Raw genomic sequence first — 24,553 nt, 5'->3', positions numbered from 1 at the left:
GAAGAAGATGACCCTGCGTGCAGCCGTGCAAATGGACCCGATGGACGCGATCAACATCAATGGCGACAGCAGTTTCCACCTGATCCTGAAAGCGCTCGAACGCGGGTACGAGCTCTATCACTACGACGTGCGCGGGCTGACGTGGGAGGCCGGGCGGCTGACCACCAAGGCGCACCGCATCCTCGACGCGAAGCGCGAGGCCGGCGCGCACTATGAATTTGGCGATTTCGTCACGCTCGATCTCGGCCGCGACGTCGATGTCGTGCTGATGCGGCAGGATCCGCCCTTCGACCTCGGCTACCTCACCGGCACCTGGCTGCTCGAGCGCATCCGCGGCGAAACGCTCGTGGTCAACGATCCCGTCTCGGTGCGCAATGCGCCCGAGAAGGTGTTCGTGCTCGATTTCCCCGAATTCATGCCGCCGACGATGGTCACGCGCGACCTCGACGCGGTGAAGGATTTTCAGGCCCGTTATGGCGCGGTGGTGATCAAGCCGCTGCACGGCAACGGCGGCAAGGCAGTATTTCGCGTCGACGCCGACGGCAGCAATCTGGGCGCGCTCGTCGAGCTGTTCGGACAGGTGTGGCCCGAACCCTTCATGGTCCAGCAATTCCTGCCGAGCGTCGCCAAGGGCGACAAGCGCATCGTCCTCGTCGACGGCGAGGTCGCGGGCGCGATCAACCGCAAGCCCGGCGAAGGCGAATTCCGCTCGAACCTTGCGGTCGGCGGCTATGCCGAAGCCACTGAACTCACTCCGCGCGAGCAGGAGATTTGCGACGTGCTCGGCCCCGAGCTTCGCCAACGCGGATTGCTGTTCGTTGGCATCGATGTGATCGGCGGCGAGTGGCTGACCGAAATCAACGTCACCTCGCCCACCGGAATCGTCGCGATCGACCGCTTCAACAACAGCGACACGGCGGGGATGATCTGGGACGCGATCATCGGGCGGATCGGCTGAAGCCCGCGCGCGTTCTCTTCGCATGACAGACTTTATCCTGAACCTGATCCAGAGCTGGGGGTATGTGGGGATCTTCATCCTCATGTTCCTGGAAAATGTGTTCCCGCCGATCCCCTCCGAAGTGATCATGGGGCTCGGCGGCATTGCCGTTTCCAAGGGTCATTTCGATTTCTGGACGCTCATCGCGGTCGCCGTCGCGGGAACGACCGCCGGAAACTGGATCTGGTACGGCATCGGCCGGTGGATCGGATACGAACGGCTCAAGCCCTTCATCGACCGCCATGGCCGCTGGCTGACGCTCGACTGGGCCGAGGTCGAGCGGTTGCACAACTGGTTCCTGAAATACGGCCCCGGCATCGTCTTCGTCGCGCGCTTCATGCCCGTCGCACGGACGATGGTGTCCTTGCCCGCGGGCATGGTGAAGATGAACCAGGCAAAATTCTTGGCTTGGACCGCCGCAGGTTCGACGATCTGGATCGCCGCACTCGCGGGCGCCGGCAACTGGTTCGGGGGGAAGTTCGCGAACCTCGACGCCTTCGTCGGCCCCGTTGCGCTGGTGGCGATCGGATCGCTCGTCGCCATCTATATCTACCGCGTCATCACTTGGAAGACAAAGCAAGCGCGCTAGGCTCGCGGGTGCGCGCTCCGGTAAATGTCGAGCAGATGCGCGGCGTCGACCGCCGTATAGACCTGCGTCGAGGCAAGGCTGGCGTGGCCGAGCAATTCCTGCAGACTGCGAAGGTCCGCCCCGCCCGCAAGCAGGTGCGTCGCGAAGCTGTGGCGCAAGGCATGCGGCGTCGTGCGTTCGGGCAGGCCCAGCGCACGCCGCGCCGAGCGCACGCTCGCGCGGACCACCCCGGGCTGGAGCGGCCCGCCGCGAGCGCCGAGGAACAGCGGTGCCTCTTTCCCGATCGGCCACGGGCAAGCCTCGACATAGCGCGACACGGCGGCCGCAACGGCGGGCAGGATCGGGACGATCCGGGTCTTGTTCCGCTTGCCCGTGACGCGCAGCGTGTCGCCCAGCGGCAGCGCGGCGCCGGTCAGTCCCAGCGCCTCGCCGATACGAAGGCCGGCGCCATAGAGCAAAAGCAGCAGCGCAAAATCGCGCGCGCCAACCCAGCCTTCGCGGGCATTGTCCTCGACATCCTGCGCCAGTTGGAGCGCTTCCGCAGGCGCGACGGGCCGCGGCAGGCCCTTCTTGACGCGCGGCCCGCGCATCTGCGGAACGGCCGCGTTCGATCCGCCGACGAAGCGCAGGAAGGTGCGCAGAGCGCTGAGTTCGCGTGCGGCGGACGCATTGCCCAGCCCGTCGGCGCGGCGGTCGGCAAGGTAAGAGCGAAGATCGTTCGGCGTCAGACCCTTGAGCATCCGCGCATCGACCGCGCCGCCGCGATGATGCGACAGGAAGGCGCAAAATCGCTCCGCCGTCGCGATATAGGCACGGCGCGTATGCTCCGACCGGCGCTTTTCGTGCGCCAGATGGGCATCCCAGTCGCGGATCAGTCCCTGCGCCAATTCCAACCCTTCCCTCTCCGTTCGTGTCGAGCGAAGTCGAGACACCCCGCCACGTAAGGCAACCACGAGGGGCATCTCGACTTCGCTCGATGCGAACGGGTCGGGGGAGTCTAGCCGGTCCGCACGACCTCGGAAAGGATCGAGTCGAGCAGGAGGATGCCGTCGTCGGTCACAGCCAACCGGTCCCCATCCTGAACTACCAACCCCTGCGCCGCCAGCCGCGCCACCGCTCCCTCATCGACGAACGCATCGCGCCTCAATCCGCTCCGCGCCTCGACCCGCGCCAGGTCGATCCCCTCGGTCAGCCGCAGCCCCATCAGCATCGCCTCGGTTGCGCGTTCGTGCGCCGGCAGGTCGGCTTCGACCTTCAGGCCGTGTCCGTTACGCTCGACCGCTGCGATAAAATTCTCGGGCTTTTTGTGCCGCTCGGTCGCCTGTCCGAGGCGCCGCCCGTGCGCCCCCGGCCCGACCCCGGCATAGTCGCCATAGCGCCAATATGTCAGATTGTGCCGGCTCTCCTCACCGGGCCGCGCATGGTTCGAGACCTCGTAGCGCGGGAGCCCCGCAGCGCGCGTCATCGTCTGCGTCGCGTCGAACAGGTCGGCCGCCGTATCGCCGTCGGGAATGACGAGATCGCCCTTCGCCGCAAGCGTCGCGAAACGCGTGCCGGGTTCGATGGTGAGCTGGTAGAGCGAGAGATGCCCCGTTCCGAACGCCAGCGCGTAGTTCAACTCGGTTTCCCATTGGGCGAGAGATTGCCCCGGCCGCGCGTAGATCAGATCGAAGCTCACCCGCGCGAAATGCTCCTGCGCCGCCGCGATTGCGCGCCGCGCCTCGTCGCCGCTGTGCGCGCGCCCAAGAAATTCAAGTATTTGCGGATCGAAGCTTTGAACCCCAATCGACACGCGATTGACACCGGCCGATGCGAGCGCAGCGAAATTGGCAACCTCGACCGAATTCGGGTTGGCTTCCAGCGTGATCTCACAATCGTCCGCCAGCCCCCACGCCGCTTCCGCCGCCGCGATCACCGCCGCGACGGTTTCGGGCGGCATCAGGCTGGGCGTCCCCCCGCCGAAGAAAATCGACGACACCGGGCGGCCCGGAAGCAGTCCCGCCTCATGCTGCAGATCGGCCAGCAACGCCTCGCGCCAAACCGCCTGATCGACACTCTCGCGGACATGGCTGTTGAAGTCGCAATAGGGGCATTTGCTGACGCAAAACGGCCAATGGACATAAAGGGCGAGCGGTTCGGCCATGGGGGGCCTTACTCCCATTCGTCATTCCGGCGAAAGCCGGAATCCATGGGCCCCGGATCAGGTCCGGGGCAACGACGATATCAAAACGCTCCGGCCACCAGCTTGGCGAAAGCATCGGCGCGATGACTGATTGCGTGCTTCTCCGCCGGATCGATCTCCGCGAAAGTCAGCGTGTTACCGGCTGGAACGAACACCGGATCATAGCCGAAGCCCATCGTTCCGCGCGGTGGCCAGGTCAAACTGCCCTCGGCTTTCCCTTCGAACACTTCGGCATGGCCGTCGGGCCACGCCAGCGCCAGCGTGCAGACGAAGCGTGCGCTGCGGTCGACGTCCGGCCCCTGCTCGGCGAGCAGGCCTTCGACCTTGCCCATCGCCATATACCAGTCGCGGCCCGGCGCGCCCTCGAACGACTGCCTTTCGGCCCAGTCGGCGGTGTACACGCCCGGACGACCGCCGAGCGCCGCGACCTCAAGCCCGCTGTCATCGGCCAGCGCGGGAAGCCCTGCGGCCGACGCGCTCGCATGCGCCTTCAGCAGCGCATTTTCGCGAAATGTCGTCCCCGTCTCCTCGGGCTCGGGAAGGCCGAGGTCACCCGCCGACACGGGCTCGATCCCATAGGGTTCGAGCAGCGCGCGGATTTCGCGGACCTTGCCTGCATTGTGGCTCGCGATGACGAGCTTGCCGGGGGTGAGCTTGCGGGTCATTCGAAGATCCTTCTTTCGTCATGCCGGACTCGATCCGGCATCCATTCCGGCCTCGGCTGCATGGACCTCGGCTCAAGTCCGGGGTGACGAACAATATTACCGGCCCGCCGCCTTCGCCTGTGCCGCGAAGATATCGGTGCAGCCGATGCGCGCGAGGCGGAGCAGGCGCAGCAGGCCCTCTTCGTCGTAGGTCGCGCCCTCGGCGCTCGCCTGCACCTCGACGATCTGGCCCTTGCCGGTCAGCACGAAATTGCCGTCGGCTTCGGCGACCGAATCCTCGTCATAGTCGAGGTCGAGCACCGGCGTGCCCTTGTAGATGCCGCACGAGATCGCCGCGACGCTGTCCTCGATCGGATCCTCGGCCAACGCCTTGCTTTCGAGCAGCTTGTCGACCGCAAGGCGCAGCGCGACCCACGCGCCCGAAATCGAGGCGGTGCGCGTGCCGCCATCGGCCTGGATCACGTCGCAGTCGATGACGATCTGACGCTCGCCGAGCTTCGCCATGTCGACGACGGCGCGCAAGCTGCGACCGATAAGTCGCTGGATTTCCTGCGTCCGGCCCGACTGCTTGCCCTTCGCCGCCTCGCGGCTACCGCGGGTGTGCGTCGCGCGGGGCAGCATGCCATATTCGGCGGTGACCCAGCCCTGCCCCTTGCCGCGCAGGAACGGCGGAACCTTTTCCTCGACGCTGGCGGTCACCAGCACCTTGGTATTGCCGAAGCTGACAAGGACGCTGCCCTCGGCATGGATGGTGAAATTTGTTTCGATGGCGATCGACCGCATCTGGTCGGGCGCGCGGCCGGAGGGGCGCATGGGATATCCTTTCGATTGACGATTGCGGAGGCCCTTAGGCCCCCACCCTCAACCGCTCAAGCGCATCCTGAAGAAATCGAGGATTTCGTCGCGCGCCTGCACGGTCGGCTGGCCGGCTTCGTCGATCAGGTGGATGGTGACGACGCTGTGCGGGTTCTTCATCGGGCTGTCGGGGTTCGCGGCTTCATCGGGCAGCACCTTGCCGATGAACCGGTCGCCGAGCGCATTTTCGAACGCCTCGAACCGCGCCGCCTTGCAGAATTTGTCGCCTTTGAAACGGTAGGCGAGCACCGTCAGATCCTCGGCCTCCATCCGCGCTTTGACGGCGGCGAGTTCGTCGGGGTGGATATGCATCCCCGCCGCGTCGTTCAGCGGCAGCGAGGGCTGCGACAGCACCGGCGCGAGCACCGCGGGCTCGAGCATCATCGACAGCGCGAAATTGCCGGTGAAGCACATCCCGATCGCACCGACGCCCTTGCCGCCGCATTCCCTGTGCGCCAGCGCCGCGAGCGCGCGCAGCCACTGCGTTGCGGGTGAGCTTTCGTTCGCCTGGAAGGCCCGGAACTGGCGGCTGATGCAGCCGCCAAGGATCGTGAACAGAGCGCCGGGCATCCGCGGCACGGCGCCGTCCTTGCCAAAGATATGCGGCATATAGACGGTAAAGCCGGCATCGCGCACCCAGCGCGCGAAGCGCGCGACATGCGGGCTGATGCCGGGCATTTCGGTCATCACGATCACCGCCGGACCGCTTCCCATTATATAGACCAGCCGGTCGTGGCCGAGCAGCGAGATGGTGCGGCGCTGGAAGTCGTCGAGCGGATCGTCGCGGTCGAGCGGTCGGTCGGTCATGCTTTTCTCCCCTGCAAGGCAGGCTAACGCCACTCCCATGCTCTGACCAGCAAAGCTTGCCCCCACCCCCCTCCATCCCTAAATCCACTCCATGACCACTCCGCCGATCACCGAATTGACGACGCGCGCGCGCGATGTGTTCCGGTTGGTCGTCGACGCCTATCTGGAAACCGGCCAGCCGGTCGGATCGCGGACGCTGTCGAAACTCGCGACGCTCAACCTGTCGCCCGCCTCGATCCGCAATGTGATGCAGGATCTGGAGGAGTTTGGCCTGCTCGCCAGCCCGCACACCAGCGCGGGCCGGTTGCCGACCGAACAGGGGCTGCGCCTGTTCGTCGACGGCATGATGCAGGTCGCCGAACCTTCGCCCGAGGACCGCGCCCAGATCGAGGCAAGCCTCGTCGAGGGCGGCCCGATCGAGAGTGCGCTCGCACAGGCGACGGCAGCACTGTCCGGGCTGTCGGCGTGCGCGGGCCTCGTTCTCGTTCCCAAGCATGAGCGCGTGCTGAAACAACTCGCCTTCGTGCCGTTGTCGGCCAGCCAGTCGCTCGTCGTGCTCGTCGCGGGCGACGGGACGGTCGAGAACCGCGTGATCGACATTCCGGCGGGGCTCAACCCCTCGGCGCTTGTCGAGGCGGGCAATTATATCAGCGCAACCTTGTCGGGCCTGACCCTCACCGAAGCGATGGCGCGCGTCCGCCACGAAATCGAGGCCGAGCGAATCGCGATCGACCGCGCGGCGCAGGATCTTGTCAGCCGCGGGCTCGCGATCTGGTCGTCCGACGGCGCCGACCGGCCCGTGCTGATCGTGCGCGGGCAAGCCAATCTGCTCGATGAAAGCGCGGTCGGCGATCTCGACCGCGTGCGGCAGTTGCTCGACGAACTCGAAACCAAGCAGGATATCGCCCAGCTTCTCGATAGCGCGCGCGAAGGCGCGGCGACGCGCATTTTCATCGGGTCGGAGAATAAATTATTCTCGCTTTCGGGCTCGTCCGTGATAGCGGCGCCTTATCGCGGTTCGGACGGGCGCGTGGTCGGCGTCGTCGGGGTTATCGGCCCGACGCGCTTGAACTATGCCCGGATCGTACCCATGGTGGATTTCACCGCACAATCGCTCTCAAGACTGATACGATAGGTTTATGACGAATATCGAAAATGACACGCCCGTCGACGACGGCGCGACCGAAGAAACCGCGGCCCCCGAAGCCGTTGCCGCCGAACCGCAGGATGAAGCGGCGAAGCTGGCCGAACAGATCGCCGCGCTGCAGCAGGATCTGCTCTACGCGCGCGCCGAGACGCAGAATGTGACGCGCCGCAAGGACAAGGAAATCGCCGACGCGCACGCCTATGCGTCGACCAAATTCGCGCGCGACATCCTGTCAGTCGCCGACAATCTCGGCCGCGCGCTCGCGGCGCTGACCGCCGAGCAGCGCGAGGATGCGGCGATCAAGCCATTGATCACCGGCCTTGAGGCGACCGAGCGCGAACTGCTGAGCGTCTTCGAGCGCAACGGCATCACGCGCATCGCCGCGATCGGCCTGCCGCTCGACCCGAACCAGCATCAGGCGATGCTCGAAATCCCGAGCGACAAGGAACCCGGCACGATCGTGCAGGAAATGCAGGCGGGCTATATGATGAAGGACCGGCTGCTGCGCCCCGCCATGGTGGGCGTCGCGAAGAAGGCGGACTAAGCCCGACTTACTGGATATCGTCATGCCGGACCTGATCCGGCATCCATTGCTGCATCGCGGTTGTGGACCCCGGATCAGGTCCGGGGTGACGAATGTTGGCGCTAAGCCGCTTTGCGCAGCTTGGCCAATTTCTTCAGCACCATCTCGCGCTTCAACCGCGACAGATGGTCGATGAACAATATGCCTTCCAGATGGTCATGCTCGTGCTGGATGCACGTCGCCATCAGGCCGGTCATGCGTTCCTTGTGGTGCTTGCCGTCCTCGTCCTGCCAGTCGACGGTGACCTCGGCGGGACGCGTCACATCGGCATATTGCTCGGGGACCGACAGGCAGCCTTCCTGATAGACGCTATGCTCCTCGCTCTCGTCGGAGAAGACGGGGTTGATGAAGACGCGCGGATCGCGGATCACCTTCTTGCCCTCTTCGTCCTCGGGATCGGGTTCCTGCAGGTCGATGACGAGGATGCGCTTCGGCACCCCCACTTGAATGGCGGCAAGCCCGATGCCGGGCGCGTCGTACATCGTCTCGAACATGTCGGCGACCAGCGTCTTGAGCTCGGCGTCGAAGGTCTCGACGGGCTTCGAAATGACGCGCAGCCGCGGATCGGGGGTCTCTATGATGGGTAGGATGGCCATGCGTGCGAGGTATGATCGCGCGGGCGTTGGGTCAAGGGGGCGGATGTACTGTCAATTCATAGGGGCGCGCGCCATCTTCCTCGGAATCGCGTCAGCGGAAATGCGATTGTCCGAGTTTTAGCGGGTGCGGTCGAACTCTTCGACCTTTGTCCACTTCAGCTCAAACCAATCGCGGAAACGCAGATGCAGCGCGCTCTTGCGGCGCACGCAATTTCGCGAGGCAATCGTTTCAATGATTGAGCTGATGACATAGGCCAAAGATCGGGCCAGCACCCATGCAAGCTCTTGCACGGCTGCTCCGTTCCTTTGCGCTTTAGAATTGCCAATGGACGGCAATAAAAAAGGCCGCTTGCGCGGCCCTTGCTCGTGGTTCGTACCACCGTATCCAAATTAGCACACAAATGACCGCAGTCAACTTACAGTTTCTGTTAGTTTACTCCTACCCGACCGGCCGCCTTGCCCTGAGCGCCTGCGCCAGCGTTCCCTCGTCGAGATAATCGAGCTCGCCCCCCACCGGCAGGCCATGTGCAAGCTGCGTCAGCCGCACCGGATAGCCCTCCAGCCGCTCGGCAAGATAATGGGCGGTCGTCTGCCCTTCCAGCGTCGCGTTCATCGCCAGCACCACCTCGTCGATGCCGCCCGCGGCGACCCGCGCCACCAGCGCATCGATGCTGAGATCCTGCGGGCGCACGCCCTCCAGCGCCGACAACCGCCCGCCGAGCACATGATATTTGCCCGGAAAGAGCCGCGACTTGTCGAGCGCCCAGAGATCCGACACCTCCTCGACGACGCACAGCGAGCGCGCATCGCGGCGCGGGTCGGCGCAGATCGCGCAAGGGTCCTGCGTGTCGATATTGCCGCAGATGCCGCAGGTGACGAGGCGCTCGGACACCGTCTGGAGCGCCGCGAGCAAGGGCGCGAAGCTGCTCTCGCGCTTCTTCATCAGGTGCAGCACCGCACGCCGCGCCGAGCGCGGGCCGAGGCCCGGCAGGCGGGCGAGTTGCTGGACGAGCGCTTCAATCTCTTGCGATGCCATGACGGATGGTCTTAAGCGGCGCGCGAGAAATGACAATGCGCATCGCCTTCATGGGAACGCCGCCCTTTGCGGTGCCGACGCTCGCCGCGCTCCACGCGGCAGGGCACGAGATCGCGGCCGTCTATACCCAGCCGCCGCGCCCGGCGCAGCGCGGCAAGAAGTTGCAGCAGAGCGCAGTGCATGATTGGGCCGACGCCCATGACCTGCCCGTCCGCACGCCCAAGAGCCTGCGCAGCGAGGAAGCGCAGGCCGAATTCACCGCGCTCGACCTCGATATCGCGGTCGTTGCGGCTTACGGCCTGATCCTGCCGCAGGCGATCCTCGACGCGCCGCGCGAGGGCTGCCTCAACGTCCATGGCTCGGTCCTGCCGCGCTGGCGCGGCGCGGCACCGGTGCAGCGCGCCATTCTCGCGGGCGATGCCGAAACCGGCGTGACGATCATGCAGATGGATATCGGGCTCGATACCGGCGCGATGCGGCTGGTCGAGACGACGCCGGTCGCGCGCAAGACCGCGGGCCTGCTCACCGACGAACTCGCCGAAATGGGTGCGTTGATGATGGTCAAGGTCCTGAGCGACCTCCACGCCTTCGCGCCCGCGCCGCAGCCCGACGAGGGCGTCACCTATGCCGCGAAGATCGACAAGAGCGAGGCCCGGCTCGATTTTCTGACCAGCGCGGTGCAGGTCGAGAGGCAGATACGCGCATTCAACCCGATGCCGGGGGCGTTCTTCGAACTCGACGGCGAGCGCTACAAGATATTGGCGGCCGAGGTGGTGCATCCGGGCGAGACCGTCGCGGGCGCGGCGCCGGGCGTCACGCTCGACGACGCCCTGACCATCGCCTGCAACCCCGGCGCAATCCGCGCGGCGCGTGTCCAGCGCGCCGGCAAGCCCGCGATGGACGCCGCCGAGCTGCTGCGCGGACGGCCGGTCCCGATGGGGACGCGGTTGGCATGATCCGGCCCAACCCCCCTCGTCACCCAGGAGTTGATCCGGGGTTCATGACTTCAGCCCTGCCGCGGACCCCGGATCACGTCCGGGCTGACGCGAATGGGCGCAGCGGCCGCTCATGACAAGATTTGCCCTCACCATCGAGTATGACGGCCGCCCGTTCATGGGCTGGCAGCGGCAGAGCCACGGCCCCAGCGTCCAGCAAGCGCTCGAAGAGGCCGTCACGCGCATTACCGGCGAAGAGGCCGCGGTGCATGGCGCGGGGCGCACCGACGCCGGCGTCCACGCGATCGCGATGCGCGCGCACGTCGACATCGAAAAGGCTATCCAGCCCTTCCGGTTGATGGAGGCGCTGAACGCGCAACTTCGCCCTGCCCCGGTCGCGGTGCTCGCGTGCGCCGAGGTTGCCGACGACTGGCACGCGCGCTTTTCGTGCATCGGCCGCGCCTATGAGTATCGCATCGTCAATCGCCGCGCGCCCCTGACGTGGGACAAGGGGCTATCGTGGCAGTTCGCCAAGCCGCTCGATGCCGGAGCGATGCACGGCGCGGCGCAGGCGCTGGTCGGCCGCCATGACTTCACAACCTTCCGTTCGGTGCATTGCCAGGCGGAAAGCCCGGTCAAGACGCTCGACCGGATCAGCGTCAGCCGCCACGGCGACGAGATCATCATCGAGACCGCGGCGCGAAGCTTCCTGCACCATCAGGTGCGCTCGATGGTCGGCTGCTTGAGCATGGTCGGCGAAGGCAAATGGTCGGCGCGCGATCTGAAAGCGGCGCTCGAAGCTGCGGACCGGTCGGCGCTGGGCCTGAATGCACCGCCCGACGGGCTTTACTTCGTAAGCGCGACCTACCCGGCATAACCCTCCGTCGTCACCCCGGACTTGATCCGGGGTCCAATCCAGCTGCCGTGGTCATGGATGCCGGATCAAGCCTGTCCTGAGCCTGTCGAAGGGTCCGGCATGACGAAGAAGAGCAGAATCAAAAAGGGCGGCCCCGCAGGACCGCCCTTTTCGCTTCATCCGGTTCGGTCGGATCAGACCGCCTTTTCCAGATAATATTTCGGCGCATGTTCGTTGAGGATCTGGAGGATCTTCGCCTGCGCCGTCTTTTCGTCGCTTTCTTCCATCGCGGCGAGTTCGCGCGCGAGGCGGCTCGACGCCGCTTCGAAGATCTGGCGTTCCGAATAGCTCTGCTCCGGCTGGTCGTCGGCGCGGAACAGGTCGCGGGTCACTTCGGCGATCGACACGAGGTCGCCCGAATTGATCTTGGCTTCATATTCCTGCGCGCGGCGCGACCACATGGTGCGCTTCACCTTCGGCTTGGTCGTCAGCACCTGAAGCGCTTCCTTCAGCGTCTTGTCCGACGACAGCTTGCGCATACCAACGCCTTCGGCCTTGTTGGTGGGAACGCGCAGCGTCATCTTCTCCTTTTCGAAGCGGAGAACATAAAGTTCCAGCTGCATACCGGCGATTTCGGACTTCTGCAGTTCGATGACGCGCCCCACGCCATGCTTTGGATAAACAACATAATCCCCGACTTCGAAGACGAGCGTGTTTGCGGACATGCAAGTTCCTTTCTTGGCCTTGCCGATGGACTGGGAAGCGCAGAAAGCCGGTCCTATCCTGCCTTATGAAGCGGCGGATCGGCGTTGTTGGGCGGCGCTAGCCAGTCAGAGTGACAAGGGATATGGCTCCATCAGGACGCCCACAGCTCCCCTTGCACCCGGCGGGCAGAGGCAAACTGTCGATGCGTTGATATTTATTATAACAGATTCGCAACAAAATTGCCACCCCTGTCGCGGAATTCCGCGGGTTGGCACCTTGACGGGCTCCCGGGCCCGTTTCAGGTTGCAACGAAACGATGAGATAGGATGTCGATATGCAGGATCAAGTGTGGTGGGTTACCGGGGCGTCGTCGGGGATCGGTGCGGCGCTGGCGAAGGGGCTCGCGGCGCGCGGCGCGCGGCTGATTCTCTCGGGCCGCAATATCGCCGCGCTCGAAGCGGTCGCAAGGGAGATCGGCCCGGGAACGATGATCCTGCCGTTCGAGGCGACCGACTATGCCGCGCTGCCGACCTTGGTCGACGAGGCGTGGGACTGGTGCGGACGGATCGACGGGCTCGTCAACAATGCCGGCATCTCGCAGCGCAGCCTGGCGGTCGATACCGATTTCGCGGTTTATCAGAAGATCGTCGACGTCGACCTGCTGGCGCCGATCGCCCTCACCCAGCAGCTATTGCCGCGCATGATCGCGGCGGGCGGCGGACAGATCGTAGCGATTTCCAGCGTCGCGGGCATCGCGGGCGTGCCGCTCCGCAGCGCCTATTGCGCCGCCAAGCACGGCCTGATCGGCTATCACGACAGCGTCCGCGCCGAGAATGAGCATCTCGGGCTGAAGGTGCTCGTCGTCGCACCGGGATCGGTCGCGACAAATGTCAGCCGCAACGCGCTGAACGCCGACGGCAGCGTGCGCGGCGAAAGCGACGCGGCGATAGAGAACGGTCTCTCGCCCGATTTCGCCGCGGAGAAGATCCTCGATGCGGTCGAGGCGGGGACGCGCGAACTGGTCGTCGCCGGGGGCGCCGAGACGGCGGTAGCGGAACTCCGCCGTAGCAATCCCGATGCCCTGTTCGACCGGATGAGTGCGATGGTGCAGGCCGGCTATGCGCAGCAAATGAAGGCTACGTCGGCGTCCTGAACCCGCCGTTCCGGCCGGTTCGGGCCGCAAGCGCTCCCGCCACCACCGATCCTATTGTCGCCTCATGACATAATCGATCCTGATCCGGACCCAGCTGCCGACCAGCAGCTTGCCGCCGAGCCGCGGGGGCCGCACCTTGAACTGCCACGCTGCGGCGAGCACGGCGCGATTGATCTGCGACCCGGTCGGATATTCGTCCAGCCCGACGCAATCTTCGACGCGGTAATCGGGCGCGGTGCGGCAAGCGATCAGGCCCCAGCCAGGCCCGCTGGCGGTGGACAGATAGCCGCGCAGCTCGTCGTCGCTCGGCTGGCGATACCAGGTCGCCGCATAGAGCGGCTCGCCATTGGGCGCCGTTCCGACGCGTTCCGAATCGCGGAACGACGAGGATGAGCCGCCGGTATTGGGCGGCCCATATGTGCCTGGACGAAGGACGGGGCGGGCAATCGCCGGCGACGGCTGTTGCACAACAGGCGCGGGACTCGGCGGCGCGGGCACCGGCTGAACGGCCGGCAGCGGCTGCGGTTCGCTGGGCTTGGTTGGCGGGGTTTCGTCGGCCTGCGGCTTCGGCTCGGGCTGCTTCTCGCTCCGCTCGGTCTTCGCGGCGCTCGGTTCGGGCGCTTCGTCGGCAATCTCGCTCGCCTCAAGGCTCACCATGCTGACGCGTTCGGTTTGGGAGTCGGGCTTCCCTACCGAACCGAAGGTAAGCAGCATGAGCAACAGCAGCGCCGAAATCAGGACGGCGAGACTTATGGCGAGCGCGCGGCGCCCCACCCCGATGTTGAGCTGTTCGACGTAGGGCGTGACTGGACCAGGGTGCAGCAGAAAATATCTTCGGTGACGGTGCGCGCTTGTGAGAGCGCCGGGGCAAGGGCCACGGAGGGATAGGCGCGCGCCCGACCATTGACAAGCGCGGGTTGGCCGTCGCTGAACTCGCATGAAAAAGCCCCGCCGGATCGCTCCGGCGGGGCCTTTCTTTTGCCCGTAGGCGGCGCGGATCAGACCGCGCCGTGCGCCAGCGCCGCGAGGAGCAGGATCGCCACGATATTGGTGATCTTGATCATCGGGTTGACCGCCGGGCCCGCGGTATCCTTGTACGGATCGCCGACGGTGTCACCCGTGACAGCGGCCTTGTGAGCCTCGCTGCCCTTGCCGCCGTGGTTGCCGTCTTCGATATATTTCTTGGCATTGTCCCATGCGCCGCCGCCCGACGTCATCGAGATGGCGACGAACAGCCCGCCGACGATCACGCCGAGCAGAAGCGCACCGAGCGCCTCGAGCGCCGCGGCCGGACCGGCCACGCCGCGGATCACGAGGAACACAACGATCGGCGCGAGCACCGGCAGCAGCGACGGGACGATCATTTCCTTGATCGCCGCCTTGGTAACGAGGTCGACCGTGCGCGCATAGTCGGGCTTGCTCTCATAGGTCATGATGCCGGGATTGTTCTTGAACTGCTCGCGAACATCCTTGACGACCTCGCCCGCCGCGCGGCCGACGGCGGTCATGCCGAACGCACCGAACAGGTACGGCAGCAACGCGCCGAGCAGCAGACCGACGATGACATACGGCGACGACAGCGAGAAGGTCAGCGGCTCGGTCAGCCCGAGCTTCGCCGAATATTCGGTGATGTCGGCGGTGTAGGTCCCGAACAGCACCAGCGCCGCCAGACCCGCCGAACCGATGGCATAGCCCTTGGTCACGGCCTTCGTCGTGTTGCCCACAGCGTCGAGGAGGTCGGTCTTTTCACGGACCGAATCGTCGAGGCCCGCCATTTCGGCGATGCCGCCGGCGTTGTCGGTGACCGGGCCGTAGGCGTCGAGCGCGACGACCATGCCGGCCAGCGCGAGCATTGCGGTCGCGGCGAACGCGATGCCGACGATGCCGGCGATCTGGAACGCGGCGATGATGCCGGCGCAGATGACGAGCGTCGGCGCGGCGGTCGATTCGAGGCTGATAGCCAGACCCTGAATGACGTTGGTGCCGTGGCCGGTTTCCGACGCCTTGGCGATCGACCGCACCGGGCGATAATTGGTACCGGTGTAATATTCGGTGATCCAGATGATCAGGCCGGTGATGACGAGCCCGAGCAGCGAACACAGGAAGAGATCCATGCCGTTGAAGGTCTGGCCCGTCACATCGGTATTCATGTCGCCCTTCAGCACATAGCTGGTCGAGAACCAGATCGCGGGGACCGACAGAACCGCGGTGACGAGGAAGCCCTTGTACATCGCGCCCATGACATTCTTGCCGCCGCCGAGGCGGACGAAATAGGTACCGATGATCGAGGTGATGATACAGACGCCGCCCATCAGCAGCGGCAGGCTCATCAGCGGCAGCAGCATGTCGCCCGCGCTCTTCAGCAGCAGCGCGATCAGCACCATGGTGGCGCCGACGGTGACGACATAGGTTTCGAACAGGTCCGCCGCCATGCCGGCGCAGTCGCCGACATTGTCGCCGACGTTATCGGCGATCACCGCGGGGTTGCGCGGATCGTCTTCGGGAATTCCGGCCTCGACCTTGCCGACGAGGTCGGCGCCGACGTCGGCGGCCTTGGTGAAGATACCGCCGCCAAGACGCGCGAAGATCGAGATGAGCGAAGCGCCGAACGCCAGCGCGACGAGCGCGTCGACGACGGTGCGGTCATCGCCGCCGACGGTGTACCCGCCGGGGCCGATCAGGTACCAGAAGAAGACCGAGATCGCGAGCAGCGCAAGGCCCGCCACCAGCAGGCCGGTGATCGCGCCGGCGCGGAACGCCATGGTCAGGCCCGCCTGCAGCCCGGTCTGCGCCGCGGCGGCGGTACGGACGTTCGACTTGACCGAAATATTCATGCCGACGAAGCCCGCGACGCCCGACAGGACGGCGCCGATGACGAAACCCGTCGCCGAAATCGGACCGAGGAAAAACCCGACCAGAACGGCGACAACGACGCCGACGATGGCGATGGTGCGATATTGGCGGCCTAGATAGGCCTTCGCGCCTTCCTGAATGGCGGCGGCGATTTCCTGCATTTTCTCATTACCCGCCGAGGCGCCGAGCACCTGCCGCGAGGTAATGAACCCATAGAGCACGGCCAACAGGCCACACCCTATCGCGATCAAAACCGGATTCATGCGTGTCTATTCCTTCCCCATTGAGAAGGGCGAACGCAGGATAGCAGTCGAACGTCCGACTTATTGATGCCGGCTCGCTCTCTCCCCTGATGCGACCGCCCCAAATTTGGACGGGCGAGTTATGGGAAGAAAGAAAGCCGAGGGCAAGCCCGGTTTTTCGGCAATTTTCCGTATGTTTCGGGCCTAATGTGTGAAACCGAGACGCTCGGGCAGTACGATCCGCTGCGCCTTGTGAATCAGGGTAAGCCCCTCGCCGACCCCTGCATGGCCCACCGGCGTCAGCGCGATTCCCAACCCTGCACCGATCTCGCGGATCGCCACCGCTTCGCCCGGATCGGCCGCGAACAGCAGCTGGTAGTCATCGCCCGCGGTCGCCGCCGCGAGCCGCGTGTCGAGCACATCGGGACGTACCGCAAGCAACGCCGCCGACAACGGCACCGCCTCCAGCATCAGCGTGATGTCGCACCCGCTGGCGCGCGCCATGCGGTCGGCATCAATCAGCAGGCCGTCGGATACGTCCATCATCGCGTGGACGTGCCGCACCAGCGCCTGACCGAGCGTGAGCTGCGGCTGCGGGCGGCGGTAGGCCGCAAGGCACGTTTCGTTCGGGTCGACCTCGCCCAGCCGCATCGCTAGGCCGACGCCGGCATTGCCGATCGAACCGCTGACCCAGATCTGATCACCCGGACGCACGCCGCTGCGCGCCGGAACGCCGTCGGGCGACGCGCGGCCGATCGCGGTCAGGCTGAAGCTGCGCGGAGCGCCGACGGGCACGCGAACCGTATCGCCGCCGAGCAGCGCGACGCCATAACGGCGGAGTACGCTCTCGAGGCCCGCCACAAATTCGGCGTCCCAGTTCTCATCGCCGGTCAGGCTGTAGCCGAGCAACACGCCCACCGGTGCGGCGCCTTTCGCGGCAAGGTCGGAGAGATTCACCGCGACCAGCTTCCATGCGACATCCTGCGGACCGTCGTCGGGCAGGAAATGAACGCCCTCGACGATCATGTCGTGCGTGAGAACGAGGTCGCCAAGCAGCGCGGCATCGTCATCGAGCCCGCGCGCGGCGGGGTCGGTTGCGATGGTACGCAGGCGAGCAATGAAATCGGCTTCGCTCATTACGAAAAGCCTAGCGAATACCGTAGCCGTATAAAAGATACCGAACGATCCTCCCTGTCGCGAAGCGATGGGGAGGATTTCAGCTACTTGGCCCGCACATCCTTGCCGATCGCATCGAGCAGGCCGTTGGCAAATCCCGCCTCGCGCCCGTCGAAAAAGGCCTTTGCAACATCGACATATTCGCTGACGACCGCCCCGACCGGCACATCGCTGCGCGCAATCAGCTCATACGCCCCGGCGCGCAGGATCGCCTTCATCGTGCGGTCGAGCCGGTCCATCGTCCAGCCGCTCGCCAGCCGCGCCATGATCGCCGCATCGATTTCCTGGGCCCGCGCGAGCGCGCCCTTCACGATATCGTCGAAGAAGGCGACGTCGGCGTCGGCATATTCGGCGTCCTCGATCGTTGCACCGATACGGTGCTGATGGAATTCGTGAATGAGCTGCGCGACCGGCGTGCCTTCCATCTCGTGCTGATAGAGCGCCTGCACGGCGGCAAGGCGGGCGGCGGAGCGGGATTGGGCGCGTTTGTTCATGGTCATTCTACTTCAGTCTGTTCTGGACGCTGAGCGCGTGCGCGGGAAGCCCCTCGGCACCCGCGAGCGCGACGGCAGCCGGGCCGATCGCGGCGAGGCTTGCTTCGTCGAGCGCGAGGAAGCTGGTGCGCTTCATGAAGTCGGTGACCGACAGCCCGCTCGAAAAGCGCGCGCGGCGTCCGGTGGGGAGGACGTGGTTCGGGCCGGCAACATAGTCGCCGATGGCCTCGGGGGTCTGGCGGCCGAGGAAGACCGAGCCCGCATGGCGCACCTTGGCGAAGAGCGCATCAGCCTCGGCCGGATCGACCGCGAGTTCGAGATGTTCGGGCGCCAGCCGGTCGCAGAGCGGGATCGCGTCGGCCAGCGTCGGCACTACGATCACCGCGCCATTGTCGGCCCAGCTCGCCTGCATCGTCGATGCTGTGTTCAGCGTCGGAATGACGTGCGCGACCGCCGCCGCGACGGCATCGGCGAAATTGCCATCGTCGGTGAACAGGATCGACTGGCTCGTCGGATCATGCTCGGCCTGGCTCAGCAGGTCGGCGGCAATGACATGCGGTTCGTTCTTGTTGTCGGCCACGACGACGATCTCGCTCGGCCCGGCGACCATATCGATACCGACCACGCCATAGACCTGCCGTTTCGCCTCGGCGACCCAGGCGTTGCCGGGACCGGTCACGACGTCCACGGGCGCGATCCTGCTGGTGCCATAGGCAAGCGCCGCAACCGCCTGCGCCCCGCCGACGCGCCATATCTCATCGACCCCGCCGATATGCGCCGCGGCCATCACGACCGGATTGGTCTCGCCACCCGGCGTCGGCGTCATCATCACGATGCGTTCGACCCCGGCGACCTTCGCGGGCAAGATGTTCATCAGCACCGACGAGGGATAAGCCGCACGCCCGCCGGGGACATAAACGCCCGCCGCATCGACCGCACTCCAACGCGCGCCCAAACGCGCCCCGGTCGCATCGCGGTAGTCGCGATCCTCGGGAAGCTGCGCGGCATGATAGGCGCGGATACGCGCCGCCGCGAGGTCGAGGGCATCGCGCAGCTCGGGAGCAAGCGCGTCATAGGCGGCCGCACATTCCTCCTTCGAAATGCTCCAGCCGCGGGTTTCAAGATCGAAGCGATCGAACCTGGCGGTATAGTCGGCGAGCGCGACGTCGCCCTCGGCCTTCACCCGCGCAATGATAGCCGCGACGTCGGTCGAAACATCGGAGTCGCTCTCGCGCCGGTCATTGACCAGCGCGTCGAACTCCGCGGCGAAGCCGGGGTCGGAGGCGTCAAGCCGCCGCATTGCCCACGGCCTCGCGGAATTTCTCGACCAGCGCGGGCACTTCGGCCGAACGCAGTTTGAACGCCGCACGGTTGACGATCAGCCGCGCCGAAACCTCGCTGATGATCTGCTGCTCGGCGAGGGCGTTTTCGACCAGCGTCCGTCCCGTCGAAACAAGATCGACGATGTGCGACGCGAGGCCCAGCTTCGGCGCGATCTCCATCGCGCCATTGAGCTTGATGCACTCGGCCTGGATGCCCTGCCCCTCGAACCAGCGGCGCGTCGTCGCGGGATATTTGGTCGCGACGCGGATGTGGCTTTCGCCGATGCCGGGAGGCGCGCTGTCTGCGGGTCCCGCAAGCGACAGGCGGCAATGCCCGATACCGAGGTCGACCGGCGCATAAAGCTCCGAATAGTCGAACTCGTCGACGACGTCCGACCCGACGATGCCGAGTTGCGCGGCGCCGTGCGCGACGAAGGTCGCGACGTCGAACGCGCGCACGCGGATCAGCGAGATATGCGGCTGGTTCGTGCCGAACACGAGCGCGCGGCTGCTCTTGTCGAAAAAGTCCGCTGCCGGCTCGATCCCGACACGCGCGAGCAAGGGCAGCGCCTCGTCGAGGATGCGTCCCTTGGGGATGGCAAAGATGATCGGTTCGGGCATAAGCGCCGTGCCTTTAGGCGGCGAGAGGAGAAAGGGCAATGAGCGAGCGCTACCAACTGGTCAACATGGCCGAGACGGGGCCCGCGGCAGTGCGCACCGCCTTTGCGAATCAAGTCGCCTATTGCCGGGCCAACGACGCGCGAGTCACCGCGCGGATCGTCGCCGCGCTCGCGACTTTGCTCGACAAGCCCGCGACCGAATTCGCGCGGCGGATCGCGGGCTGGCAAGGCCCCCCGCTCGCCGATGCCCTCCCGCTGCGCGCCGCCGGCGGGCTGCATGCGCTGCACCTGTCGGGCAAGTCGCCGGCCCTCGCCCCGATCTACGCCGATGCCGACGACATCAACGATGCCGCGATCGTTGCCGGCGTCGTCGCGAGCCACGAGGCGGCGCTGCTCCCGTGGCTCGACGGGCCGCCGCAGACCAACGAAGCCGGGCGCTCGTCGAATTTCATCGCCGCGATGCTGTGGCTGACCGACCAGGGGTTGCCGCCGCATTTCGATTGCCTCGAAATCGGGTCGAGCGCGGGCATCAACCTGATGATCGACCGCTATCACTACGACCTTGGCGGGGTGCAGGTCGGCCCCGAACCCGGAGTGATGGCCTTCACCCCCGAATGGCGCGGCAGCCACCCGCCGCAGCACAAGATCGACTTTGCCGGACTCAAAGGGTGCGACGTCGGGCCGGTCGACCTCACAGATCCGGCACAGGCGCTGCGCCTCAAGGCCTATATCTGGCCCGAGCATGCGATCCGTTTCCAGCGCATCGAGGCCGCGATCGCGGCAGCGCGCGCGAAGAAACCGAACCTCGTCCACGCCAACGCCGCCGATTTCGTCGAGGCGGAGCTTCGCAAGCCGCAGGCGAAGGGGACGACGCGCGTGCTGATGCACTCGATCGTCTGGCAATATGTCCCCGAGGACCAGCAGATGCGCGTGACGACCGCGATGGAAGAGGCCGGCGCCGAGGCGACCGCCGATCGGCCGCTGGCGTGGATCGCGCTCGAAGCCAATCGTACCGTGCATCAACACGAACTCGTCGTCCGCTACTGGCCCGGCGGCGAAGCGGCGAAGATGCTTGGCCGCGCGCACGCCCATGGCGCGTGGGTCGAGTGGGCGGCCGCCTAAAGCCGCGCTTCGAGCTGCGCGAGCATCGCCTGCACCGGGGTGACCGCGATCGGTGTTTCCCAACCGGCCTCCAGCGCGGCGATCCGCTCGAACAGCCGTTCGCTCGCGGCGACGATCCGGCGCAGCGGCATTGCGAAACGCGCACAGACCTCCCAGTCGGCCGCAACCGGCTCGCCAATCCGCGCCGCGCTGTCACCCGCCCCCGCACCGGGATCGCCCGCGATCATCGCGCGGCGATGGAGCAGCCAGGCGACGATGTGCATCAGCCGCGTCGTCGTCTTGAGTGATTCGCACGCAAGGCTGACCTGCAGAAGGGCGTCGCCACCGACGGCACCGAGGTCGCGTTCGGCCGCAAAGGCCGCGTGCGCCTCGTCGGCGAGCAGCATCGCCTCGACATAGAGATTCTCGACCTGCGCGCGGTGAACCGGCAGCCCGATCGCGATACCGTTTGTTGGGTCCGTCGCCATGGCCGCGGAGATGACACGTTCACCGCTGTGGCGGCAACGATGGTAACCATGAAAAATCGAACCGCCAACGTCCCGTTTTGAATCAGGGGCCTTGAAGCGGAACCGTTCCCGTCAGGCGATGATGTCGGGAATGATCTGATCCTCGCACCACGAGATCTCGTCGCGCAGGCGCAGCTTGCGTTTCTTCATCCGCGCGAGCTGGAGCTGGTCTGGCACCGTCGCCTCGCCAAGGGCGATGATCGCCGCGTCGAGATCGCGATGCTCGAGGCGAAGCAGTTCCAGGCGCTGGGTAATTTCTTCGGCGTTCACACCTGCCTCCTGCCACGATAGCGAGCGGTCCGCAACGGGCTGTCCGGGCCGCCTACCGGCTGGCCGAATCGGCACGACAAAGGGTGCGATTCGTGATTTACTCGGCGCCCCCAACCGAGTCGAAGGAGAATGGCCAATGAGCATCTCGCATCTTTCCGCCCTGAAGTCCCGCCACGCGGACCTCGACGCGAAAATTGCGAATGAAGAGCGCCGTCCTTGCCCTGATACGGGACTATTGGCGCAGTTGAAGAAGCAGAAGCTGAGGCTCAAGGAAGAAATGGCCGCGACCGCCTGACCGTCGCACGACCGCTACCGCCCGCTGGTGCTTCCCCTCGCGGAGCGCATCAGCGTCGGCGGTAGAAGGGGCCCTTGTTCAGCGCCGACAGATGCGGCGGAACTTCCGATTTCTGGACAACCTGACGCCGAACCGCCTGCGGATCGACCTGGCGGTCGAACGCGATCCCGAACTTGCCCTCGCCGACCCAGACGATTCGCCCTGGAACCGGGCCAATGTTGCGTAGTTCCACCTCGATCGCCGCCCCTTGGGCAAGCCCGCGAAACATAGCTTCGGCAAGCATCCCCCCAGCGGACAGATTGCGAACGCGAACGACAAGCGGCGCGGCCTGTCCGGGAATCAGGACATGCGCCTGCAGGAACAGGCTGTCCCGGTCGGCACTGCGCGACAGCGCCGCCACCTCTTCATCCACCGATAGTGGTTCACGCGATTCCATTGCGACCTTTTCCCCGCGCTGAGTGTCAGGCGGCGAATCTAGGTCGCAGCGATTGCGGAAACGTAAATGCCGCCGACTTTGTCCCGGCGAGGATCAGTCTTCGCGCGAGATGCGTTCGTTGCGCTCGTGACGCTCCTGCGCCTCGAGCGTCATCGTCGCGATGGGGCGCGCCTGAAGCCGCGCGAGCGAGATCGGCTCGCCGGTCACCGCGCAATAGCCATATTCGCCTTCGTCGATGCGCCGGATCGCCGAATCGATCTTCGCGATCAGCTTGCGCTGGCGGTCGCGGGTGCGCAGCTCGATCGCCCAGTCGGTCTCGCTCGACGCGCGGTCAGCAAGGTCGGGTTCGCGAAGCGGCCCGTCCTGCAACTGCGCCAGGGTCGATTCGGATTCGGAGAGGATCGACTTTTTCCATGCGAGCAGCAGGCCACGGAAATACTCCTGCTGCCGCTCATTCATAAACTCTTCGTCTTCGCTGGGAACATAATCCGAATCGAGGTTCGATTTGGCTTCGCGAAGCGCGTCGGCGCCAACATCGGCGATCTGGGTTGGCATAAAGGGCTTTTCGCGTCCTTTCGTGTCGCCGTCCGCCCGGAACGGACGGAACGGGGAATGCGCCGCGCCTATAACTAGCCGCCGGTTGCGACACAAGCGCCGAAGCAGCCGCTAAGCATTTGGCGGTGAAGCAAAGCTGAACCGGCCACGGCCCGACGGGCGAGACTTAACTTCGCCATGGGTTCGAATTTGTCCAATAGGGCCGATTTGAAGTCATTTACGTGCTGATTTGGGACAGTTATGCTATTCGGGGTTGATTCCGGGGGGCAAATCCCGCTGTCGGACAGGCAAACGCGGTTAACGCAATTGCCGCGTTCACAAAGCTTTGGCCTTTTGCGTCCAGTGGAGGGCACGGCGGCGAAGCGTCGGACACCCGCAACGGGAAAGAGAGAAGTCTATGTCGGTTCGAATGGCCCTCGCCAAACTATGTGCTTGCACCTGCGGCGGTGCGATCATTGGCAGCGGCGCGATGCAGATCGCCGACGTACCGGCGGCACGCGCCCAGTCGGCGAAGCCCTGCACCCCCTGCGGCGGCGCCAAGAAGGTCGTTCGCAAGCGCCATGCCGCGAAAAAGCCGGTGAAGCGCATCCGCCGCGTCGTCACGACGAAGCGTGTGATCCGCACCGCAACGCCGCAGCAACAGGTCGTCACCCAGACGATCCCCCTGCCCCCGATTCCCTATGCGCCCTTCCCGCAGCGCGGATGGGAAGGTGGCAGCAGCGGCGGCGGTGTGACAGTGATCGGCGGCGGCTTCGGCGGCGGTTTCGGCGGCGGCTTCTTTGGCGGCTTCTTTGGGGGCAGCAGCAGCGGCGGGGGCGGCAGCGTGGTTGTCACCTCGACGACGACCGGCGGCATCACCTCGAGCACCAGCTCGACCTCGGGCGGCGTGTCGACATCGACCGGCGGGGTTTCCACCTCGACGTCGAGCTCCTCGGGCAATGTCTCAACGTCGACCGGCGGGGTTTCGACCTCGACGTCGACGGGCGGCGTCAGCACTTCAACAGGCGGCGTTTCCACCTCGACCGGCGGGGTCAGCACTTCCTCGGGCAACGTCTCGACCTCATCGGGCAATGTCAGCACGTCGTCGGGCAATGTGTCGACCTCGACCGGCGGCATCAGCAGCACCTCGTCGAGCAGCAGCTCGTCGTCGAGTTCGTCTTCTTCCTCCTCGTCTTCGTCGTCGAGCTCGTCGTCCTCGGGCGGCGGCAGCTCGTCGAAGGGCGGTTCGTCGCATGGTTCCTCGGGCTGGGGCAGCTCGTCGAGGGGTGGCAGCAGTTCAGGCGGTTCGAGCAGCAGCTCGGGTGGTTCGAGCAGCAGCAGTTCGGGCGGTTCGGGAAGCAGTTCGTCGTCGAGCAGTTCCTCCTCGTCATCCTCGTCCAGCAGCAGCTCATCGGGCGGTGCGACCTCGTCGGGCGCTACGAGCACCAGCAGCAGCTTCGGCGGCACCAGCACCAGCACCGGGTCCTCGTCGTCGAGCAGCAGTTCCTCTTCGAGCTCGTCTTCCTCGTCGTCGAGTTCGGGCGGCAGCACCAGCAGCTCGTCGGGCGATCCGACCC

At 65.6% G+C, this 24,553-nt stretch carries 30 protein-coding genes; 9 read left to right on the top strand and 21 right to left on the bottom strand.

Annotated elements, in window-relative coordinates; genetic code table 11:
- Nucleotides 1–7: 7 nt before the first annotated feature.
- Both gshB and QOL79_RS06150 read left to right on the top strand, forming a co-directional pair.
- Entirely contained in the window at nt 8–958 is a 951-nt protein-coding gene (gene gshB, locus QOL79_RS06155; RefSeq protein WP_283418990.1) for a glutathione synthase, read from the top strand.
- Nucleotides 959–980: 22 nt separating this feature from the next.
- Nucleotides 981–1,586, top strand: coding sequence for a DedA family protein (locus tag QOL79_RS06150; RefSeq protein WP_283418989.1), 606 nt, complete (start codon nt 981–983; stop codon nt 1,584–1,586).
- Here QOL79_RS06150 and QOL79_RS06145 read toward each other — a convergent pair.
- The 5 genes from QOL79_RS06145 to QOL79_RS06125 form a co-directional block, all read right to left on the bottom strand.
- Complete coding sequence (locus QOL79_RS06145; RefSeq protein ID WP_283419042.1) at nt 1,583–2,473, bottom strand: tyrosine recombinase XerC; 891 nt, start codon at nt 2,471–2,473, stop codon at nt 1,583–1,585. The genes QOL79_RS06150 and QOL79_RS06145 overlap by 4 nt on opposite strands.
- 110 nt (nt 2,474–2,583) lie before the next feature.
- A complete protein-coding gene (hemW, locus tag QOL79_RS06140; protein ID WP_283418988.1) occupies nt 2,584–3,729 on the bottom strand; it encodes a radical SAM family heme chaperone HemW in 1,146 nt (381 codons plus the stop codon).
- Nucleotides 3,730–3,809: 80 nt separating this feature from the next.
- Entirely contained in the window at nt 3,810–4,433 is a 624-nt protein-coding gene (rdgB, locus tag QOL79_RS06135; RefSeq protein ID WP_283418987.1) for an RdgB/HAM1 family non-canonical purine NTP pyrophosphatase, read from the bottom strand.
- 96 nt (nt 4,434–4,529) lie between these two features.
- A complete protein-coding gene (gene rph / locus QOL79_RS06130) occupies nt 4,530–5,246 on the bottom strand; it encodes a ribonuclease PH (RefSeq protein ID WP_282949731.1) in 717 nt (238 codons plus the stop codon).
- 48 nt (nt 5,247–5,294) lie between these two features.
- On the bottom strand, nt 5,295–6,095 hold the full coding sequence (locus QOL79_RS06125; RefSeq protein WP_283418986.1) for a dienelactone hydrolase family protein: 801 nt from the start codon (nt 6,093–6,095) through the stop codon (nt 5,295–5,297).
- Nucleotides 6,096–6,186: 91 nt separating this feature from the next.
- Here QOL79_RS06125 and hrcA point away from each other — a divergent pair, with 91 nt between their 5' ends.
- Both hrcA and grpE read left to right on the top strand, forming a co-directional pair.
- Nucleotides 6,187–7,230: a heat-inducible transcriptional repressor HrcA gene (gene hrcA / locus QOL79_RS06120; RefSeq protein WP_058454929.1), complete on the top strand. Its 1,044-nt coding sequence runs from the start codon at nt 6,187–6,189 to the stop codon at nt 7,228–7,230.
- A 4-nt stretch (nt 7,231–7,234) separates the two neighbouring features.
- Nucleotides 7,235–7,786 (top strand): nucleotide exchange factor GrpE, encoded by a 552-nt coding sequence (gene grpE, locus QOL79_RS06115; protein WP_204993801.1) that lies wholly within the window; start codon nt 7,235–7,237, stop codon nt 7,784–7,786.
- A 101-nt stretch (nt 7,787–7,887) separates the two neighbouring features.
- Here the strand turns inward: grpE and def are convergent, their stop codons facing one another.
- From def to recR, 3 genes are all read right to left on the bottom strand, one after another.
- Nucleotides 7,888–8,421, bottom strand: coding sequence for a peptide deformylase (gene def / locus QOL79_RS06110; protein ID WP_283418985.1), 534 nt, complete (start codon nt 8,419–8,421; stop codon nt 7,888–7,890).
- Between the two features lie 117 nt (nt 8,422–8,538).
- Complete coding sequence (locus QOL79_RS06105; RefSeq protein ID WP_283418984.1) at nt 8,539–8,712, bottom strand: hypothetical protein; 174 nt, start codon at nt 8,710–8,712, stop codon at nt 8,539–8,541.
- A 148-nt stretch (nt 8,713–8,860) separates the two neighbouring features.
- The gene (recR, locus tag QOL79_RS06100) at nt 8,861–9,457 is read right to left on the bottom strand and encodes a recombination mediator RecR (protein ID WP_204993799.1); all 597 of its coding nucleotides are present in this window, start codon (nt 9,455–9,457) and stop codon (nt 8,861–8,863) included.
- A 35-nt stretch (nt 9,458–9,492) separates the two neighbouring features.
- Here recR and fmt point away from each other — a divergent pair, with 35 nt between their 5' ends.
- Together fmt and truA are read left to right on the top strand one after the other, a co-directional pair.
- Entirely contained in the window at nt 9,493–10,413 is a 921-nt protein-coding gene (gene fmt / locus QOL79_RS06095) for a methionyl-tRNA formyltransferase (RefSeq protein ID WP_283419041.1), read from the top strand.
- A 112-nt stretch (nt 10,414–10,525) separates the two neighbouring features.
- Nucleotides 10,526–11,269 (top strand): tRNA pseudouridine(38-40) synthase TruA, encoded by a 744-nt coding sequence (gene truA / locus QOL79_RS06090; protein ID WP_283418983.1) that lies wholly within the window; start codon nt 10,526–10,528, stop codon nt 11,267–11,269.
- Between the two features lie 173 nt (nt 11,270–11,442).
- On the opposite strand, the gene QOL79_RS06085 is transcribed toward truA, so the two are convergent.
- The gene (locus tag QOL79_RS06085) at nt 11,443–11,973 is read right to left on the bottom strand and encodes a CarD family transcriptional regulator (protein ID WP_058454935.1); all 531 of its coding nucleotides are present in this window, start codon (nt 11,971–11,973) and stop codon (nt 11,443–11,445) included.
- Nucleotides 11,974–12,287: 314 nt separating this feature from the next.
- On the opposite strand from QOL79_RS06085, the gene QOL79_RS06080 reads away from it, so the two are divergent.
- Nucleotides 12,288–13,106 (top strand): SDR family NAD(P)-dependent oxidoreductase, encoded by an 819-nt coding sequence (locus QOL79_RS06080; protein ID WP_283418982.1) that lies wholly within the window; start codon nt 12,288–12,290, stop codon nt 13,104–13,106.
- 51 nt (nt 13,107–13,157) lie between these two features.
- Here the strand turns inward: QOL79_RS06080 and QOL79_RS06075 are convergent, their stop codons facing one another.
- The 6 genes from QOL79_RS06075 to hisG all read right to left on the bottom strand — a co-directional run bounded on the left by QOL79_RS06075 (nt 13,158) and on the right by hisG (nt 19,814).
- Nucleotides 13,158–13,880, bottom strand: coding sequence for a hypothetical protein (locus tag QOL79_RS06075; RefSeq protein ID WP_283418981.1), 723 nt, complete (start codon nt 13,878–13,880; stop codon nt 13,158–13,160).
- A gap of 224 nt (nt 13,881–14,104) precedes the next feature.
- Nucleotides 14,105–16,222, bottom strand: a complete 2,118-nt coding sequence (locus QOL79_RS06070; protein ID WP_058454938.1) for a sodium-translocating pyrophosphatase — start codon at nt 16,220–16,222, stop codon at nt 14,105–14,107.
- Nucleotides 16,223–16,405: 183 nt separating this feature from the next.
- The gene (gene thiL, locus QOL79_RS06065; RefSeq protein WP_283418980.1) at nt 16,406–17,338 is read right to left on the bottom strand and encodes a thiamine-phosphate kinase; all 933 of its coding nucleotides are present in this window, start codon (nt 17,336–17,338) and stop codon (nt 16,406–16,408) included.
- Between the two features lie 83 nt (nt 17,339–17,421).
- Nucleotides 17,422–17,871 (bottom strand): transcription antitermination factor NusB, encoded by a 450-nt coding sequence (nusB, locus tag QOL79_RS06060; protein WP_283418979.1) that lies wholly within the window; start codon nt 17,869–17,871, stop codon nt 17,422–17,424.
- Between the two features lie 7 nt (nt 17,872–17,878).
- Nucleotides 17,879–19,171 (bottom strand): histidinol dehydrogenase, encoded by a 1,293-nt coding sequence (gene hisD, locus QOL79_RS06055; RefSeq protein WP_058454940.1) that lies wholly within the window; start codon nt 19,169–19,171, stop codon nt 17,879–17,881.
- Nucleotides 19,158–19,814, bottom strand: coding sequence for an ATP phosphoribosyltransferase (hisG, locus tag QOL79_RS06050; RefSeq protein ID WP_058454941.1), 657 nt, complete (start codon nt 19,812–19,814; stop codon nt 19,158–19,160). The genes hisD and hisG overlap by 14 nt, the downstream gene beginning before the upstream one ends.
- 38 nt (nt 19,815–19,852) lie before the next feature.
- Between hisG and QOL79_RS06045 the strand changes: the two genes are divergently transcribed.
- Entirely contained in the window at nt 19,853–20,935 is a 1,083-nt protein-coding gene (locus tag QOL79_RS06045; RefSeq protein WP_283418978.1) for a DUF2332 domain-containing protein, read from the top strand.
- Here the strand turns inward: QOL79_RS06045 and QOL79_RS06040 are convergent.
- Together QOL79_RS06040 and QOL79_RS06035 are read right to left on the bottom strand one after the other, a co-directional pair.
- Nucleotides 20,932–21,402 carry a DUF1465 family protein gene (locus tag QOL79_RS06040; protein WP_283418977.1) on the bottom strand — a complete coding sequence of 157 codons (471 nt, stop codon included), beginning with the start codon at nt 21,400–21,402 and terminating at the stop codon, nt 20,932–20,934. The genes QOL79_RS06045 and QOL79_RS06040 overlap by 4 nt on opposite strands.
- Nucleotides 21,403–21,513: 111 nt before the next feature.
- Nucleotides 21,514–21,711, bottom strand: a complete 198-nt coding sequence (locus QOL79_RS06035) for a YdcH family protein (protein ID WP_058454944.1) — start codon at nt 21,709–21,711, stop codon at nt 21,514–21,516.
- A 136-nt stretch (nt 21,712–21,847) separates the two neighbouring features.
- On the opposite strand from QOL79_RS06035, the gene QOL79_RS06030 reads away from it, so the two are divergent.
- Entirely contained in the window at nt 21,848–22,006 is a 159-nt protein-coding gene (locus QOL79_RS06030) for a YdcH family protein (protein ID WP_082657693.1), read from the top strand.
- 49 nt (nt 22,007–22,055) lie between these two features.
- On the opposite strand, the gene QOL79_RS06025 is transcribed toward QOL79_RS06030, so the two are convergent.
- The 4 genes from QOL79_RS06025 to QOL79_RS06010 form a co-directional block, all read right to left on the bottom strand.
- Nucleotides 22,056–22,442 carry a PilZ domain-containing protein gene (locus QOL79_RS06025; protein WP_282949742.1) on the bottom strand — a complete coding sequence of 129 codons (387 nt, stop codon included), beginning with the start codon at nt 22,440–22,442 and terminating at the stop codon, nt 22,056–22,058.
- A gap of 93 nt (nt 22,443–22,535) precedes the next feature.
- Nucleotides 22,536–22,997, bottom strand: a complete 462-nt coding sequence (gene dksA, locus QOL79_RS06020) for an RNA polymerase-binding protein DksA (protein ID WP_058454946.1) — start codon at nt 22,995–22,997, stop codon at nt 22,536–22,538.
- A 315-nt stretch (nt 22,998–23,312) separates the two neighbouring features.
- The gene (locus QOL79_RS06015) at nt 23,313–23,648 is read right to left on the bottom strand and encodes a hypothetical protein (protein WP_283418976.1); all 336 of its coding nucleotides are present in this window, start codon (nt 23,646–23,648) and stop codon (nt 23,313–23,315) included.
- A 27-nt stretch (nt 23,649–23,675) separates the two neighbouring features.
- A complete protein-coding gene (locus QOL79_RS06010) occupies nt 23,676–24,527 on the bottom strand; it encodes a hypothetical protein (protein WP_283418975.1) in 852 nt (283 codons plus the stop codon).
- Between the last annotated feature and the right edge of the window lie 26 nt (nt 24,528–24,553).

Origin of the sequence: Sphingopyxis sp. Geo48, assembly GCF_949769155.1 — a bacterium.
GTDB lineage: Bacteria > Pseudomonadota > Alphaproteobacteria > Sphingomonadales > Sphingomonadaceae > Sphingopyxis.
This window is presented reverse-complemented; position numbering and strand designations above follow the sequence as displayed.

Excerpts from the sequence above, each read along its gene's own strand:
- gshB (WP_283418990.1), top strand. The coding sequence starts at position 8 with ATGACCCTGCGTGCAGCCGTGCAAATGGACCCGATGGACGCGATCAAC.
- QOL79_RS06150 (WP_283418989.1), top strand. The coding sequence starts at position 981 with ATGACAGACTTTATCCTGAACCTGATCCAGAGCTGGGGGTATGTGGGG.
- hemW (WP_283418988.1), bottom strand. The coding sequence starts at position 3,729 with ATGGCCGAACCGCTCGCCCTTTATGTCCATTGGCCGTTTTGCGTCAGC.
- rdgB (WP_283418987.1), bottom strand. The coding sequence starts at position 4,433 with ATGACCCGCAAGCTCACCCCCGGCAAGCTCGTCATCGCGAGCCACAAT.
- rph (WP_282949731.1), bottom strand. The coding sequence starts at position 5,246 with ATGCGCCCCTCCGGCCGCGCGCCCGACCAGATGCGGTCGATCGCCATC.
- QOL79_RS06125 (WP_283418986.1), bottom strand. The coding sequence starts at position 6,095 with ATGACCGACCGACCGCTCGACCGCGACGATCCGCTCGACGACTTCCAG.
- hrcA (WP_058454929.1), top strand. The coding sequence starts at position 6,187 with ATGACCACTCCGCCGATCACCGAATTGACGACGCGCGCGCGCGATGTG.
- grpE (WP_204993801.1), top strand. The coding sequence starts at position 7,235 with ATGACGAATATCGAAAATGACACGCCCGTCGACGACGGCGCGACCGAA.
- def (WP_283418985.1), bottom strand. The coding sequence starts at position 8,421 with ATGGCCATCCTACCCATCATAGAGACCCCCGATCCGCGGCTGCGCGTC.
- recR (WP_204993799.1), bottom strand. The coding sequence starts at position 9,457 with ATGGCATCGCAAGAGATTGAAGCGCTCGTCCAGCAACTCGCCCGCCTG.
- fmt (WP_283419041.1), top strand. The coding sequence starts at position 9,493 with ATGCGCATCGCCTTCATGGGAACGCCGCCCTTTGCGGTGCCGACGCTC.
- truA (WP_283418983.1), top strand. The coding sequence starts at position 10,526 with ATGACAAGATTTGCCCTCACCATCGAGTATGACGGCCGCCCGTTCATG.
- QOL79_RS06085 (WP_058454935.1), bottom strand. The coding sequence starts at position 11,973 with ATGTCCGCAAACACGCTCGTCTTCGAAGTCGGGGATTATGTTGTTTAT.
- QOL79_RS06080 (WP_283418982.1), top strand. The coding sequence starts at position 12,288 with ATGCAGGATCAAGTGTGGTGGGTTACCGGGGCGTCGTCGGGGATCGGT.
- QOL79_RS06070 (WP_058454938.1), bottom strand. The coding sequence starts at position 16,222 with ATGAATCCGGTTTTGATCGCGATAGGGTGTGGCCTGTTGGCCGTGCTC.
- thiL (WP_283418980.1), bottom strand. The coding sequence starts at position 17,338 with ATGAGCGAAGCCGATTTCATTGCTCGCCTGCGTACCATCGCAACCGAC.
- nusB (WP_283418979.1), bottom strand. The coding sequence starts at position 17,871 with ATGAACAAACGCGCCCAATCCCGCTCCGCCGCCCGCCTTGCCGCCGTG.
- hisD (WP_058454940.1), bottom strand. The coding sequence starts at position 19,171 with ATGCGGCGGCTTGACGCCTCCGACCCCGGCTTCGCCGCGGAGTTCGAC.
- hisG (WP_058454941.1), bottom strand. The coding sequence starts at position 19,814 with ATGCCCGAACCGATCATCTTTGCCATCCCCAAGGGACGCATCCTCGAC.
- QOL79_RS06045 (WP_283418978.1), top strand. The coding sequence starts at position 19,853 with ATGAGCGAGCGCTACCAACTGGTCAACATGGCCGAGACGGGGCCCGCG.
- QOL79_RS06040 (WP_283418977.1), bottom strand. The coding sequence starts at position 21,402 with ATGGCGACGGACCCAACAAACGGTATCGCGATCGGGCTGCCGGTTCAC.
- QOL79_RS06030 (WP_082657693.1), top strand. The coding sequence starts at position 21,848 with ATGAGCATCTCGCATCTTTCCGCCCTGAAGTCCCGCCACGCGGACCTC.
- QOL79_RS06025 (WP_282949742.1), bottom strand. The coding sequence starts at position 22,442 with ATGGAATCGCGTGAACCACTATCGGTGGATGAAGAGGTGGCGGCGCTG.
- dksA (WP_058454946.1), bottom strand. The coding sequence starts at position 22,997 with ATGCCAACCCAGATCGCCGATGTTGGCGCCGACGCGCTTCGCGAAGCC.